This window comes from Bacillus sp. EA-CB0995, from assembly GCF_055814245.1.
This window is the reverse complement of the sequence record NZ_CP169269.1, coordinates 2,031,511-2,046,390: the sequence shown is the minus strand read 5'-3', so window position 1 is coordinate 2,046,390 and position 14,880 is coordinate 2,031,511. Positions and strand designations below refer to the sequence as shown.

At 36.7% G+C, this 14,880-nt stretch carries 11 protein-coding genes and 3 pseudogenes; 4 read left to right on the top strand and 10 right to left on the bottom strand.

What is annotated here, in order from left to right; all coding sequences use genetic code 11:
• Positions 1-390: 390 nt before the first annotated feature.
• Both ACEWFJ_RS10685 and acnA read right to left on the bottom strand, forming a co-directional pair.
• Positions 391-1,065: pseudogene (locus ACEWFJ_RS10685) on the bottom strand (2OG-Fe(II) oxygenase).
• 380 nt (positions 1,066-1,445) lie between these two features.
• Complete coding sequence (gene acnA / locus ACEWFJ_RS10680; RefSeq protein WP_473692071.1) at positions 1,446-4,169, bottom strand: aconitate hydratase AcnA; 2,724 nt, start codon at positions 4,167-4,169, stop codon at positions 1,446-1,448.
• A gap of 284 nt (positions 4,170-4,453) precedes the next feature.
• Between acnA and sspO the strand changes: the two genes are divergently transcribed.
• Entirely contained in the window at positions 4,454-4,603 is a 150-nt protein-coding gene (gene sspO, locus ACEWFJ_RS10675; RefSeq protein ID WP_098307008.1) for a small acid-soluble spore protein O, read from the top strand.
• 34 nt (positions 4,604-4,637) lie between these two features.
• On the opposite strand, the gene ACEWFJ_RS10670 is transcribed toward sspO, so the two are convergent.
• Complete coding sequence (locus ACEWFJ_RS10670; protein ID WP_473692441.1) at positions 4,638-5,318, bottom strand: polysaccharide deacetylase family protein; 681 nt, start codon at positions 5,316-5,318, stop codon at positions 4,638-4,640.
• A gap of 91 nt (positions 5,319-5,409) precedes the next feature.
• Positions 5,410-5,673 carry a hypothetical protein gene (locus ACEWFJ_RS10665; RefSeq protein ID WP_098307006.1) on the bottom strand — a complete coding sequence of 88 codons (264 nt, stop codon included), beginning with the start codon at positions 5,671-5,673 and terminating at the stop codon, positions 5,410-5,412.
• Between the two features lie 206 nt (positions 5,674-5,879).
• Here ACEWFJ_RS10665 and ACEWFJ_RS10660 point away from each other — a divergent pair, with 206 nt between their 5' ends.
• Both ACEWFJ_RS10660 and ACEWFJ_RS10655 read left to right on the top strand, forming a co-directional pair.
• Positions 5,880-6,026, top strand: coding sequence for a small acid-soluble spore protein P (locus ACEWFJ_RS10660; protein WP_098307004.1), 147 nt, complete (start codon positions 5,880-5,882; stop codon positions 6,024-6,026).
• A gap of 159 nt (positions 6,027-6,185) precedes the next feature.
• Positions 6,186-6,568: pseudogene (locus tag ACEWFJ_RS10655) on the top strand (Hsp20/alpha crystallin family protein).
• Positions 6,569-6,803: 235 nt separating this feature from the next.
• On the opposite strand, the gene ACEWFJ_RS10650 reads toward ACEWFJ_RS10655, so the two are convergent.
• Together ACEWFJ_RS10650 and ACEWFJ_RS10645 are read right to left on the bottom strand one after the other, a co-directional pair.
• The gene (locus ACEWFJ_RS10650; protein WP_473692068.1) at positions 6,804-8,036 is read right to left on the bottom strand and encodes an MDR family MFS transporter; all 1,233 of its coding nucleotides are present in this window, start codon (positions 8,034-8,036) and stop codon (positions 6,804-6,806) included.
• An 87-nt stretch (positions 8,037-8,123) separates the two neighbouring features.
• Positions 8,124-8,516: a hypothetical protein gene (locus tag ACEWFJ_RS10645; RefSeq protein ID WP_253629997.1), complete on the bottom strand. Its 393-nt coding sequence runs from the start codon at positions 8,514-8,516 to the stop codon at positions 8,124-8,126.
• A 139-nt stretch (positions 8,517-8,655) separates the two neighbouring features.
• On the opposite strand from ACEWFJ_RS10645, the gene ACEWFJ_RS10640 reads away from it, so the two are divergent.
• Entirely contained in the window at positions 8,656-9,864 is a 1,209-nt protein-coding gene (locus ACEWFJ_RS10640) for an alanyl-tRNA editing protein (protein WP_473692065.1), read from the top strand.
• A 115-nt stretch (positions 9,865-9,979) separates the two neighbouring features.
• On the opposite strand, the gene ACEWFJ_RS10635 is transcribed toward ACEWFJ_RS10640, so the two are convergent.
• The 4 genes and pseudogenes from ACEWFJ_RS10635 to ACEWFJ_RS10620 form a co-directional block, all read right to left on the bottom strand.
• Positions 9,980-11,074, bottom strand: coding sequence for an acetyl-CoA C-acyltransferase (locus ACEWFJ_RS10635; RefSeq protein ID WP_473692063.1), 1,095 nt, complete (start codon positions 11,072-11,074; stop codon positions 9,980-9,982).
• Positions 11,067-12,529 (bottom strand): annotated as a pseudogene (locus ACEWFJ_RS10630) (acyl-CoA synthetase). Before ACEWFJ_RS10630 ends, ACEWFJ_RS10635 begins: the two are co-directional and overlap by 8 nt.
• Before the next feature lie 39 nt (positions 12,530-12,568).
• Positions 12,569-13,129: a biotin transporter BioY gene (locus ACEWFJ_RS10625; RefSeq protein WP_473692061.1), complete on the bottom strand. Its 561-nt coding sequence runs from the start codon at positions 13,127-13,129 to the stop codon at positions 12,569-12,571.
• Between the two features lie 119 nt (positions 13,130-13,248).
• The gene (locus tag ACEWFJ_RS10620) at positions 13,249-14,862 is read right to left on the bottom strand and encodes a long-chain fatty acid--CoA ligase (protein WP_473692059.1); all 1,614 of its coding nucleotides are present in this window, start codon (positions 14,860-14,862) and stop codon (positions 13,249-13,251) included.
• Between the last annotated feature and the right edge of the window lie 18 nt (positions 14,863-14,880).

Below are 14,880 nucleotides of genomic sequence, written 5' to 3'. Positions count from 1 at the left end.
AAACTTAATTTCTCAAGAACAAAGTTGTCAATAGACGGTCTATTTTTATGCTTTAAGTATCGTAGCTTAATAGTATTGACAGAAAAGATAAGAAATGATTTATGGTATAACTGAAAGAAGATCTGACGGAATTTCAGATTTTTTATTATTTCGATATCGATATATGGAATCACGAGCCATCTAAGGATATCCATTGATCACGAATATATCGCTTGAAATATGATTTTCAAGCATAAAAAAGGAGGATGACGAAAGTCATCTTCCTTTTTTATGCTGTAAATTAACTTTTATACACTTTAATGAATTACAATGTTAAACTAGCACTTCATTCCAGTATACTTAATTTTGTCACAGTATAATACCATAAAAAACTCGTAATTGAATGGTATCTTAATACAAAGGTCTTCTTCTTATCCATTGCGTCGCAACCCATTTTTCACCTTTGATAACAGGTGCACTGCTATGTAAAGTGAGCTTGTTTAATGATGCATCCTGATAAAAATATTCGAAATATACCGCCATTCCTTTTTCGGAGATACAGAAACGTTGAGTTTTGGAAAGAAAGTCTCTCCGCCTTCTTCTACATGATTTAAATACATAACAAGGGTACTAATACGATTGTTATTTGCTGCCGCACTGTTTTCTGCAAAAAAATCATAATGCGCTTTATATTCTTGGCCAACTGTATACTTTAAAATATGTAACCCTTCTCCATGTTCAACAGGAACATTCATGATCGAAGCGATTCGTCTTTCGATTCTAGTAGCGGCCTCACTTTCTTCTAAAAACGTACCACTACTCGTCCGAATGTCATTTATTTTGCGCGAAACACCAATTTTAGAACGTTTCATTTTACTTTTAGATATTTCAATTAACGTTTCACACTCTTCATCGCTTAATACATTCGCTAACACAACAATAAGAGGCTCTTCTAATCTTGAAATAATTTGGATTTCTCTATCTTCTGTTACAATTGTGTTTCCAATGTGGTTAAAAATTGTTAATTCCTTATTTTCAACTGTTTGATTTTCCTTTGTCATGTTCCCCATCTCCCTTAAAAATGATTGGATATTATGAATATATCATACTTTTACCTCTATTCACTTTATTCCGAAAATAATAACGAGAACTTTTCCGTTGTATGTTTTAACATGGGAAAAAAGATCGACTCAAACGGGAGCCGATCTTTCTTTTACTAAGAAACGAACAATTTGGAGTACTAGGAAACTGGCAGTTACACATAATATGCCCATAGCTAAGAATGTCTGTCCCCCCACCAATAGCCAGGATGCACTTGCAGATGCAAACATCATTCCCATATACATCGCTTGAAATAGAATTTACAATCATAAGAAAAAAGAAGATGACGAAAGTCATCTTCTTTTTTTGGTAAAAATCAATTTTTATACAAAATATTGTTCATTTAGAACTAATAAATTTGCAACTTAGTTAGATACCTTAGACTCTTCTAATTTCTCACGAAGAACCATTTGTAAGATACCGCCGTGACGGTAGTAGTCGATTTCTACTTCACTGTCGAAGCGTGCTACTACTTCAAATTGTTTTTCGTTTCCTTCTGAGTCAGTCGCAACAACTTTTACAAGGTCGCGTGGTTTTACTGTTTTATCAATTTGAATTTCAAATGACTCTTGACCAGTAAGACCTAGTGTTTCTGCACTTTCACCATCTTTAAATTGTAGTGGTAATACACCCATTAACACAAGGTTACTGCGGTGAATACGCTCGAAGCTTTCTGCGATAACTGCTTTAATACCTAATAAGTTCGTACCTTTTGCAGCCCAGTCACGTGAGCTTCCCATACCGTAATCTTTACCTGCGATAACAAGAAGACCTGTTCCGTCTTGTTTGTATTTCATTGCAGCATCATAGATAGATGTCACTTCGCCTGTTGGCCAGTACGTTGTGAATCCGCCTTCTGTACCTGGTGCGATTTGGTTTTTAATACGGATGTTCGCAAATGTACCACGCATCATTACTTCATGGTTACCACGGCGAGAACCGTAAGAGTTGAAGTCAACTGGCTGCACACCATTTTCTAATAAGTAACGGCCTGCTGGTGTGTTTTTACCGATAGATCCTGCTGGTGAAATGTGGTCTGTTGTTACAGAGTCGCCAAATTTACCAACTACGCGCAGTCCTGAAAGTGTTTCCACTTCACCTGGCTCTTTTGCTAACCCTTCGAAGAACGGTGGGTTTTGGATATATGTTGAATCATTATCCCAAGTATATAAAGCTTCATTTGAAGTTTGGATTTCATTCCAGCGTTCGTTGCTGTTAAATACTTGTGCATATTCTTTCTTAAATAGTTCAGATGTTACAACATTTTGTACAACTTCTTCGATTTCTGCCGCTGTTGGCCAAATGTCGTTAAAGTAAATTGGGTTACCATTTACATCGTTACCGATTGCATCGTTTTTCAAGTCGATATCAACTGTACCAGCAAGTGCATACGCCACAACTAGTGGTGGAGATGCTAAATAGTTTGCTTTTACAAGCGGATGAATACGACCTTCAAAGTTACGGTTACCAGATAATACTGATGTTACTAATAAGTCATTTGCAGCAATTGATTCTTCTAATTCTGGTGCTAGTGGACCAGAGTTACCGATACAAGTTGTACAGCCGTAACCTACCGTTTGGAAACCTAATTGATCTAAATACGTTGTTAATCCGGACTTATCTAAGTATTCTGTAACAACTTTAGATCCTGGTGCTAATGATGTTTTTACGTAACTAGGTACTTTAAGGCCTTTTTCGATTGCTTTTTTCGCAACTAAACCTGCACCAATTAACACATATGGGTTAGATGTATTTGTACAGCTTGTAATTGCAGCAATTGCAATTGCACCTGTTTTCATCGTTACTTCTTGATCTTGTAATACTACTTTCATTTCTTTATCAAATTCTTGCTCTGAGAAGCCAAATCCTTGGTTACCAACCGGCGCTAAAACAGCTTTACGGAACTCATCTCTCATGTTAGAAAGAGGAATTAAGTCTTGTGGACGTTTCGGACCAGAAAGGTTAGACTCAATTGTATTTAAATCAATTTCAACAAGATCTGTATAAATTGGATCTTGACTATCAGCTGTATAGAATAAGCCGTTTGCTTTACAATATTCTTCAACGATGCGAATTTGTTCTTCGCTTCTTCCTGTTAAACGTAAGTAATCTAATGAAATATCATCGATTGGGAAGAATCCACAAGTTGCACCGTACTCTGGTGCCATGTTAGAAATTGTTGCACGGTCAGCTAATGGCATGCTTTGTAAACCACTGCCGAAGAACTCAACAAATTTTCCAACTACACCTTTTTGACGTAATACTTGTGTTACTTTTAATGCAATGTCTGTTGCTGTTGTACCACTTGGAAGTGTACCCGTTAATTTCACACCGATTACTTCTGGTACTGGGAAGTATGAAGGCTGTCCAAGCATTCCAGCTTCTGCTTCAATACCACCAACGCCCCATCCAAGAACACCGATTCCGTTAATCATTGTTGTATGAGAATCCGTTCCTACTAATGAATCTGGGTATGCAACAAGTTCACCTTCAGCATTTTTCACTGCATGAACAACTGGCGCTAAATACTCAAGGTTTACTTGGTGAACGATACCTGTTGCTGGTGGAACTGCACGGTAGTTATCAAATGATTTTTGTGCCCAGCTTAAGAATTTATAACGTTCTTCATTACGTTTAAACTCCAAGTCCATGTTAAATTGAAGCGCATCTGATGTACCCGCTCTATCAACCTGTACAGAGTGGTCAATAACAAGATCAACTGTAATTTCTGGATTGATTTTATCAGGATTTCCGCCCATATCTGCCATTGCTTTGCGAAGAGAAGCTAAATCAACAACTGCTGGAACCCCTGTAAAGTCTTGTAAGATAACGCGAGATGGTTTAAACGGTACATCGATATCTTGAATATCTTTCGTTCCCCATTTCGCTAAATTTTCAACATGTTCTTCTTTAATAACGCGGCCATCAACTTGACGAAGTACTGATTCAAGCAATACTTTAATTGAATAAGGTAACTTAGAAACATTACCTACCCCTGCATCTTCAAGCGCTTTCAAACGATAATAATGATACGTGTTTCCATCTACTTCAAATGTTGTACGAGCGTGAAATGGATTGTGTTTTACCATTATGGTTACCCCCTGTTAAACGTGACTGAAATTGTCTGAATATAAAATGTAGACAAACTTTTCAATACCTTACGATAATATATTATTACAACTTAAAGGATAAGTAAATAAGAAGAAACTTATAGTTTTTCATAAGTTTTCTTTATAGCTTCGTTACTGCATAGTAAATTACTCGTTAACAGATACTATTTCTATAAAGTGAAACTGCTTTTTAGAAAGCGTTTTTCTTTATAAAAAGTAAATGGAACTCTTCAGGCTCTTATAGTCAATTAGGGGGTATAATCATGGGAAAACGTAAAGCCAATCATGTCATTCCAGGAATGAACGCAGCCTCTGCACAAGGACAAGGTACAGGGTATAATGAAGAATTTTCAAATGAGCCATTAACAGCGGCTCAGCGTCAAAATAATAAAAAACGTAAAAAGAATCAATAATACAAAATCCCAAAAGATAATCTTTTGGGATTTTTCAATGCTTGTACTTTAATAACTCTGACACTTTCACGAATCGATACCCTTGCTTTTGCAAGGCTGGTAAAATCTCTTTTAGAGCTTCGACAGTTTGGCTTCTATCGCTTCCTCCATCGTGCAATAAGACAATATCACCACTTTTCGCGTTTTTTAGAACGTGATTTACAATCTTATCCTTTCCAGGATTAGACCAATCTCTCGGGTCTTGATGCCAAGACCATAACACGATTTGATATCCTGCTTCTGTTGCCGTTTTAAACACCGATTCATTAATATACCCACCAGGCGGACGAAAAAGGAGGGGCTTATCTATCCATTTTTGTAAATACCGTTTCCCATCTAGAATATCATTTTCGAGTTTTTGTCCAGCTTCACTGCGTGCGTACAAATGATTCATTGTATGATTACCAATTTCATGTCCTTCCTTTAACACCTGTTCAATTAAATATGGATTACCCTGAATTCGGAATCCAATCATAAAAAAGGTTGCCTCAGCATTATATTGATGTAATATCTTTAAAATTTGAGGTGTATATGTAGGATCCGGGCCATCATCGAAAGTGATTGCCATTATTTTTTCATTAGTTGGTACTTCCCATGTTACATAGCCAGTTGGTTCTAGCTCTTTTCTCATTAACATTTTTGCATCAACATGTTCAATTCCTATCATACTTAACATAACAATAAAACAACTAATTATAATACATTTTTTCTTAATCATCATTAGCTTGTCTTATGTGAAAAGGCTGCTGAGACTACTCAACAACCTATTAATCACGTACTTCCTCCACATTTTGCATAATATGTTGTAAATTTTGTTCATATTGTTGCAATTGCTTTCGCTGTGTTTCAGAAGCAACTTCTAATGCATTTTGGATTTGTTCATATGCTTCATGCACTTCTTGACGTAAATGTTTTAAATCCTGTGCATAATTTGGATCGTTTTTTACAATGTTGTTATATACATTTTCTGCATCCGTCGTTCCTTGCTGTGCAGCTTGAAATGCTTGTTGCTTATCTTTGTGATACGGCATAACCATTCCCCTTTCTTTTATTACTCTCCATTATCTTTTACCTTTACCTCAAAAAACATTCTCGTATAAATTTATGAAGTTTTCTCATCCTAATATAGAGCGAAACTTTAGACTAGGTACTTTCCTTCAGCTAATTCATTTCGCTAATCGAGCTCTACCGTTCATTTGAATAACCGCTAGAGCACAAGAAAAAGAGGGGTATTATAATGGAGAAAAACAACAGCAAATCCATTCGTAAAAATTCTCCGCAAGGGCAAGTTTCTGGTGGTCAACCAGAACCGTTAAGCGGATCACACAAAGTAAAAAACCAAAAACATACACGTCAAAAAAATCATGCTCACCACGATATGTAACAAAGCAGACAGTGCATGCGCACTGTCTTTTTATCATATATTTATCATATATTTCTAAAATCTTCTCTTCTTTTTAAGCACATTTCCTCTTTCTTTTTCACCTCTATTTTCAAAGTGAATATCGTAATATGAATGAATTTTTATGGAGGTTTTCTTACAATGGGCAATAAAAAGAAAAAAGACTGCCTTTTTCATGTTGATGGCTTTGAAGAATGGATGAATCAATTTTGCTCCGATTTATACGCAAATTCCCCTCTCAAAACGATATTCACGTTGACCTTTTTGAAACAGAACAAGAATATATTTTAGAAGCCGACATTCCGAACATAGTAGAGCGAAATATTCTAATTAAAAAGATGGAGACAGGCCTACAAATTAACGTATCTTATAATAATTCTGCCTTACAACATATGATTTTTTTACCAACCAATATCATATATAAAAAAATGGGAGCCTCTCTTGAAAATGGTCTTCTTACTATTCACATTTCTAAAACAGAAACAGCACAATTAACAGAACAAACTGTCCTCTTTACAGAATAGTCATATGCAAATCTAACACATGATATAAGACATATCCTTTCTGCAAAATAAAGTGAAACTTCCATCAGTGGGATATTACTACCCACGAATGGCGTGATAAAGCAGAAAGTAACGGAAGATTTGAAAGCAATTAACACCTTTGAACTACTATTGCACTGGCAATAATACAAGGAGGCTGATTCTTAAAATGATCAGCCTCCTTTATTCATAAAACCTTATTTCGTACATACGCGTATTACATTTGTGCTTCCCATTTTTCTTCTATCGTTCTTTTACGTAGCAAATTCCTTGTCAACAACAAAATTGGAAATGCAAGCATTGAAAGCACCGCCAAAATTGTAAAAATCGTAAAACCATTATGATAACCGTAATAATCTAACAGGAATCCGCCAAACCATGGCCCAATAACAGCTCCGATTCCTGAGAATCCCATTGCCCCGAAATATGTTCCCTTTAAATTTGCAACAGCAATTTGATCAATAAACACATCTGTCATGGAAAACATTAATACTTCTCCAATTGTAAATATGATCGTACAAACGAAAACAGTCCACATTGATCCAGCAAATCCAAATCCACATAATCCTACACTAACAAGTAATGTACCAATCATAATGGATACGAGCGGTGTATACTTTTTACAAATTTGAATGAGTGGGTACTGAACGATTACTACAGTAATTGCGTTTAATGTTAATGCATAAGAAAACAATTTCACTCCATTTTCAAATAGATGGGAGTTCGCAAAATATTGAGAAAGCGTTGATGAAAACTGTGCATATCCTGCTGTACTAATGATAATTCCAATTAACGCAACTAAAAAGACAATGTCTTTTCTTATAATGCGCAGGGAATCCATAAAATTAACTCGTTCTGTCTCTTCTGTTTTTTCTTCTCCAATGCGATACTTTCGAAATTGTAATGCGAGCACAATTGTATAAAGAGCATACATAATAGCGGCTATAAAAAATGGTGTTGTTGATTCAGCGCTGCCAATCTGAAGACCAACAAGTGGCCCAATCGCAACACCAACATTAATAGCACCGTAACGTAAGTTAAACACCATTAAACGATGCTCCGGCTTTGTTAAATCAGATAATAAAGCACGAGACGTTGGCTCAAAAAATGAACGACACATCCCATTTAGTGCATTTAGCAGAAAAAATGCAACGACATGCTCTGCAAATCCAAATCCAATAAATACAAGAATCCAAACAATAATAGAAGATAGCATAATCTTTTTTCGCCCAAAACGATCTGATAAATTCCCGCCAATAAAACTTGCAAATACACCCACTAATGCGCTCGTTCCAATAATGGCTCCTGTAACTCCTGCTGATATTCCTTTTGCATTCGTCAAGTAAATTGCTAAAAATGGAATGCTCATCGATGTTGCAAATCTTGCAAATAATGTTCCAATAATAATATTCATCCCTATAGGATGAATGTGTTGTAACTTCCCCTTCATCTCTTTCACCTTCTCTATCTACAAATGCAATGCAAAGAAAAAGAAAGCTGAAAAGCAGCTTCCTTTGAAAACATGATTTTCATTTTCCTAAACACGAGCTGTTCGTTTCAGCTCCATGTCAATGCCATATGTAAACTGTAATTCTTTTAATACTGCCTCTAATACAATGTCTACATTATGTTTACTGTTAAATTCAGCCACCCAACTCTCTACTTCTTCATGTGTGTAGCTATATTCTCCAGCTATCCAACTTTTCATATCAAAACATTCATTAATACAAATTTGAATAAGTAGCTGATCATACATAGAGACTACATCTTCTTTCTTCCATAGCAATTCTTTCACATATAACCGATCAAACGTGACACTTTCTTGGTTACATTCTGTTAAGTGACGGGTCATTTCATGCAATTCTCGGTATAGCTCAGATATATTTGTACTTAGATGAATCAGTTTACTTACCCCATTTTCATATAACATATCATCCACCCCCGTTATGTTACCTTTCCCTTATTATAGCAAGAAAATTCTAAAAAAGAGAACTTTTCTTGTGAAATATTAGGAAAGTGATACGTATTGTTCTACAATGAAAATAGTTACATTTGAAAGGAGTATAGACGTGAACCAAAAACTGTATTACAAAGACGCATACTTACAAACATTCACAGCTCAAATTACAAAACAAGCACGCGACAACGATGGTAATATATATGTTGTATTAACAGAAACAGCTTTTTACCCAACGGGCGGTGGTCAGCCACATGATACAGGACAATTAAATCAAATTCCTGTTATAAATGTGGAGGAAATAGATGGAGAAATTCGTCATTACATTACGGAAGAGATACATGTAAATGAAATAACAGGATATGTTTCTTGGAAACGTCGTTTTGATCATATGCAGCAACACGCTGGACAACATATTTTGTCTGCCATATTTTGGGATCACTTTAATATTCCAACAATTGGTTTTCACCTAGGAAGAGAGATCGTAACAATTGATTTAGAAACTTCCGACCTTTCTTTGGAAACAGCCGAAGAAGCTGTTTACCTTGCTAATCAAATTGTATTTGAAAATCGTCCCATTACAGTTCAATGGGTAAACCAAGAAGAAGCAAAACAGTTTCCCCTTCGCAAGGAACCGACTGTAACAGAAAACATTCGTGTTGTGATTATTGAAAATCTTGATTATAACGGCTGTGGCGGTACACATCCAAAACAAACTGGTGAAGTTGGTCCGATTCAAATTATCGATTGGGAGCGTCATAAAGGAAATATTCGCCTTACATTCGTTTGCGGCTGGCGTACAATCGAACTTATGAAGCGCAATCAAGCTCTCGTAAAAAGCGCAGCCCAGCAATTACATAGTAAAGAAGACGCTATTCCAAACAAAATAAATCAGCTTCTTTCCTCTCAAAAAGAAAATGAAAAAGCGCTGCAAATAGCGAACGAAAAACTACTCACTGTGGAAGCAAATGAATTACTGCAGCAAGCAGAGAAAACTTCGTTTGGAAAACAAATTGCGGTGAACTTTACAGACCGTTCTATGCAGGAATTGGCTAAATTAGCAGCTATAATTACAGAGCAAGACGTACATATCATTACATATTTTGTTACACAAAACGGTGAAAATTTACAATGCATTTGCGTATGCGGTAAAGCCGTTGAGCAAGACATGAACACTCTTTTAAAAACAGCTCTTCCTCTTATAGAAGGAAAAGGTGGAGGTAATCAAAAAAGCGCACGCGGTGGTGGAAAAGCAACTGTTACAGGCGAAGCATTTTTAAATCATCTCATTCACATACAAAAAGAAACGCAAAAAGCATAAATAGCTTCTTGCGTTTCTTTTCTTCTCTCTCAGAATATGAAGTAACTGATGATACAAATGAACATAATAATCCGCATCTTGAATCGTTAAGTTTAAAAAGCATATGTTGTGATTCCTAGCTTTCCACCTTTTCAAATAAAAGCGCAAGTCCAATTCCTCCGCCAATGCCTAACGTTGCAATCACGTATTTCACCCGTTCTCTTTGTACTTGATGAAATAATCTTGTCATGAGCATTGCTCCCGATGCACCGTACGGATGTCCAAGAGCAATTGCTCCGCCGTTTACATTTAATTTTTCATAAGGAATATTTAACTCTTGCGCGCACGCAACTATTTTAGAAGCAAACGCTTCATTCATTTCAATACAATCAATGTCCTCCATTGTAAGATTCGTCTGTTGTAATAGCTTTTGCACTGCAAATATCGGGCCACTGCCTGGAAAATGAGGGTCTATACCAGCAACGGCACTATGCACAAATCGTAGCACCGGTTTATAACCAAGCTTTTCAGCTTGTCTTTCATTCATAATAAGAAGTGCACACGCTCCGTCGTTCACTCCACATGAATTACCTGCCGTCACTGTCCCCTCTTGTAAAAAGGCAGGGCGTGTTCGTTTTATAATCCTTTCATAATTCATACCATGTTTAATCGTTTCATCTACTGTAATGTGAGAAACTGGTACAATTTCTTCTTGTAAATACCCTTTTTCTAATGCCCCTAACGTTCGTTTATAGCTCAAACACGCATACGCATCTTGCATCTCCCTTGTAATTCCGTAACGCTTTGCTACATACTCTGCAGCAACTCCCATATCAGGATCACCAATATGTTCAGGTGAGAAGCGTGCTCTTTTCTCGAATAGTGAAGTGCTTACACTTTCGGCTCCACCTGCAATGTAACAAGTTCCAGCTCCGCCCTGAATCAGATAGCATGCTATACGAATTGCTTCCAGTCCAGCTCCGCACTGACGATCAATCGTCACGCCTGATACTATATATGGAAGGCCCGCCTCCAACGCTGACAACCGAGCCACATTTCCACCAGGCCCGACAACATTTCCGAATATAACATCATCGATTTCTTTTTCGATACCTTTACTTATATATGTAAGTAAAGGGGCCGCTAATTTTTCAACAGAATAATCTTTAAATATCCCATTTACCTTTCCAATCGGAGTGCGTTTTGCTTCAACAATTACTGCTCTATTCATACATAAACTCCTGCTTTTCAACGATTTCTTTCGCTTCTGCCCGTGCAACTTTTCCACTGCTTGTATGAGGAATTGCATCTACAAAATACCATTCTGTCGGAATTTTATAAGAAGATAACTTTCCTAAACAAAGTTGCTTCAGCTCTTGTTTTGATACCGCTCCTTTAACCAGCACTACCGGTTTTTCTCCCCAATACACATCTTTCTTACCAACCACCACTGCTTCATCAATATTTGGATGCATCTGCAATACACGTTCAATTTCTTCAGGAAAGATGTTAATTCCACCATAAATAATCATATTTTTTTCTCGTCCTACAATATATAAAAATCCATCTTCATCAACATAACCGACATCATGAACTGTCATCCATCCATCACTCGTTACGTGACAAACTGGTGCATCATCTATTATATACCCCATAAAAAACTGTTCACTCTTCACATAAATTGTACCGACTATTCCTTGCCCTACTTCTTGTCCGTCCCCATTACGAATACTAATCTTTACATTATGACATGGTCTTCCAACTGAAGATGGTTTATTTTCATTATCATGATGTGATAGTGCTGTAACAAAGCTTAATTCAGACGCCCCATAAAATTCATATCGCTTTGCCTTTGGAAAGATCTGTTTTATTTTTTGCTTTGCTTCAGCTTCCCATTTTGCACCTGATGAAATAATCTTTATCTCTCGTTCTATAACTCTTTTTTCTTTGTATAGGGATTCTAGCATCGTTGGAACTGTATACATAACAGAAATAGATTCCTTCTCTAATATTGAAAGAACACGGTTTGGAATAAACTTTTCTGTCATGTGTATCGTTTGTCCTAAAAATAAAGCACTCATTGCACCGTATAAAAAAGAGAATGAACAAATGTTCCTGCGAGCAATACTGCCTCCTCTTTTTCCATATGAAAATCATGAACATTACAAGCAAAGCTTTCTACCCATGATTGTTGTGAACGAAGAAACGCTTTTGCTTTTCCGGTTGATCCTGATGTGAATCCCATATAAAAAGGTAACTCTCCTACCTTTTCTACACAATTTGCTGTAATCGAAGCATTTGTTATTCTTTCAGACCACGTACTGATAGAAAATACTTTACTATTTGTTTGAGGCAACTGGTTACGTTTATGCTGCGCTACAACTATAATAGAAGGCTGTACGATTTGTAGTCGTTCCTCAAGTTCATAACTATTCCACTTTGGATCAAGTGGTACACAAATCCATCCTGCCATAGCAGACCCAGCAAAAATTTGTAAAAATTCCACACTATTATCAAGCAAAATCGCAATCTTTTTATTACTTGATTCTTCCTCGTGAAGCCAATTTGCAACTTGGCAAACAGACCGATACCATTCTTTATATGTAACGGTTCTATCTTTTGTTTTTATTGCAGTTTTGTTCGGACGGTAATGAGCATGTGCTGCATAAGATTTTGTAATTCCCACCTATCCCACTTCCTTTTCTATAACAAAAAGAAACACGTTTTAACGTGTTTCATAATTTGTACTATAAATTGTTCGTTTCAATGAACGTTGTAGTCTCGTAACAAGAATTGCCGCAAATACAGCTTTCAATATATCTCCCGGTAAGAACACAACACTTAATTCTGCTGCTTTTACTACACTTATATCCATCACAAAGGCTTGTACGATAACACCAAAGAAATATACAACGAGAATACCACCAATAATATTAATTAAAAATACTTTCAGAAATGATACGTTGCGAAGACGTTCTGCGAAATATCCAATAACAAATGCTCCGATTACATATCCCATTAAATAACCGGCACTTGGTCCCACAAAAACTGAAAATCCACCGCGTCCTCCAGCTAACAGCGGCGCACCCGCTGCTACAACAAGTAAAAATACCAATTGGCTAAGAGCCCCTAGACGAGATCCTAACAAACCGCCTGAAAGCATGACACCAAGTGATTGTAATGTAATCGGTACAGGTGTAAATGATAAAGCAATTGGTGGTATAAATCCTAAAACTGCCATAATGGCACTAAATAAAGCTACAAAAACTAAATTTCTTGTATTCATATTATGTTTTCTCCTGTTTGTAAACTATAAATCAAAATAAGGTAACATATCATATGTGATATGTTACCCCGCTCTTTTTATATTGTCAACTAAAATATAATTATAGTTAACATTCACTTTCAATCTTCTATATAATATTGCTTCAATTCTTTTCGAAGTGCTTGCTTTAAAAACTTTCCGACTGAAGTTTTCGGAATTTCTTTCATAAAGACAATCTCATCTGGTAGCCACCATTTTGCAAATTGTGGTTTTAAAAAGTCATATAATTCTTCTTTTGTAACAGATTGATCTTGTTTTACAACAACGCATGCAACAGGACGTTCTTGCCACTGTTTATGCGGTACTGCAACAACAGCTGCTTCAAATATTGCTTCATGCGCCATCAAAGCATTTTCTAAGTCAACAGATGAAATCCATTCTCCCCCGCTTTTAATCACATCTTTCGTTCGATCCACAATTTTAATACATCCTTCTTCATCAACCGTAACGACATCTCCTGTATATAACCACCCATCTCGAAATCCCTCTACTGTTCGTTCATCTTTATAATAACTTGCCGCAATCCACGGAGCACGCAGGCATAGCTCACCCATTTCTTGTCCGTCCCATGCTACATCCCCGTTTTCTCCAATAACTTTCATTTCAACACCAGGTACTAAATAGCCTTGCTTAGCACGAATCGTAAGTTGTTCCTCATATGGCAATTCACATTCATAACTTTTCAAACGCGCAAGTGTGACTAGTGGACTTGTTTCTGTCATCCCATACGCATGCACAAATGGGACATTATATTTTTGTTCAAATGCAGCAATGACACTTTTCGGTGCAGCTGCACCGCCGCATAAAATTCGTTTTATATTTGATAGATCATAACGATTCTTTTCTAATTCTTGCAGAACACCAAGCCAAATTGTTGGGACACCAGCTGCTATTGTTACTTTTTCTTCCTGCATCATTTCTAATAAAATCTTCGGTGTAAACATCGGTCCAGGAAGAACTTGCTTTGATCCAAACCATGTTGCTGCAAACGGTAATCCCCAAGCGTTTACATGAAACATAGGAACAACCGGCATAGCAGCATCACTTTCAGAAAGTGCCGTTGTATCTGCAAGTCCAAGCGACATACTATGCAAAACAGTACTGCGATGTGTATAAACGACGCCTTTCGGATTGCCTGTTGTAGCTGATGTATAGCACATACCAGCTGGCATATTTTCATCGATATCTTTTAAAAACGGAAAATTAGGATTTCCTTCTTCAAGAAGTTGTTCATAGTGGTATACAGGTTGAAGTGAAGTTTCTGGAAGCTCTTTTTTATCGGTCATGATGATATAAGCTTGTACGGTTGATAATTCCTCTTGAATACTCTCAACAAGCGGTACAATATCTTCATCAATAAGCAAAATACGATCTTCTGCATGTTGAATAATATAAGAAATATGTTGAGAAGATAAGCGAATGTTAATTGTGTGCAGTACAGCACCAATACCCGGAATCGCAAAATATGATTCTACATGACGATGATGATTCCACGCGAGTGTGCCCACTCGTTCCCCTTGCTTCACACCTAGCTTTCGCAATGCACTAGACAAGCGTCTCGTTCGCTCACCTAGCTCTTTATACGTTAACCGTGTAATTGTACTATGTGTACGAGAAATAATTTCTTTCTTTGCAAATAACTTCTCTGCCCTTTCCAGCATCGAGCTAATTGTTAACGGTACATCCATCATCATGTTTCTTTCCCCCTTATA

Bases quoted from the DNA above. Each gene is read 5' to 3' on its own strand.
- acnA (WP_473692071.1), bottom strand. From the start codon at position 4,169: ATGGTAAAACACAATCCATTTCACGCTCGTACAACATTTGAAGTAGAT.
- sspO (WP_098307008.1), top strand. From the start codon at position 4,454: ATGGGAAAACGTAAAGCCAATCATGTCATTCCAGGAATGAACGCAGCC.
- ACEWFJ_RS10670 (WP_473692441.1), bottom strand. From the start codon at position 5,318: ATGTTAAGTATGATAGGAATTGAACATGTTGATGCAAAAATGTTAATG.
- ACEWFJ_RS10665 (WP_098307006.1), bottom strand. From the start codon at position 5,673: ATGCCGTATCACAAAGATAAGCAACAAGCATTTCAAGCTGCACAGCAA.
- ACEWFJ_RS10660 (WP_098307004.1), top strand. From the start codon at position 5,880: ATGGAGAAAAACAACAGCAAATCCATTCGTAAAAATTCTCCGCAAGGG.
- ACEWFJ_RS10650 (WP_473692068.1), bottom strand. From the start codon at position 8,036: ATGAAGGGGAAGTTACAACACATTCATCCTATAGGGATGAATATTATT.
- ACEWFJ_RS10645 (WP_253629997.1), bottom strand. From the start codon at position 8,516: ATGTTATATGAAAATGGGGTAAGTAAACTGATTCATCTAAGTACAAAT.
- ACEWFJ_RS10635 (WP_473692063.1), bottom strand. From the start codon at position 11,074: ATGAATAGAGCAGTAATTGTTGAAGCAAAACGCACTCCGATTGGAAAG.
- ACEWFJ_RS10625 (WP_473692061.1), bottom strand. From the start codon at position 13,129: ATGAATACAAGAAATTTAGTTTTTGTAGCTTTATTTAGTGCCATTATG.
- ACEWFJ_RS10620 (WP_473692059.1), bottom strand. From the start codon at position 14,862: ATGATGATGGATGTACCGTTAACAATTAGCTCGATGCTGGAAAGGGCA.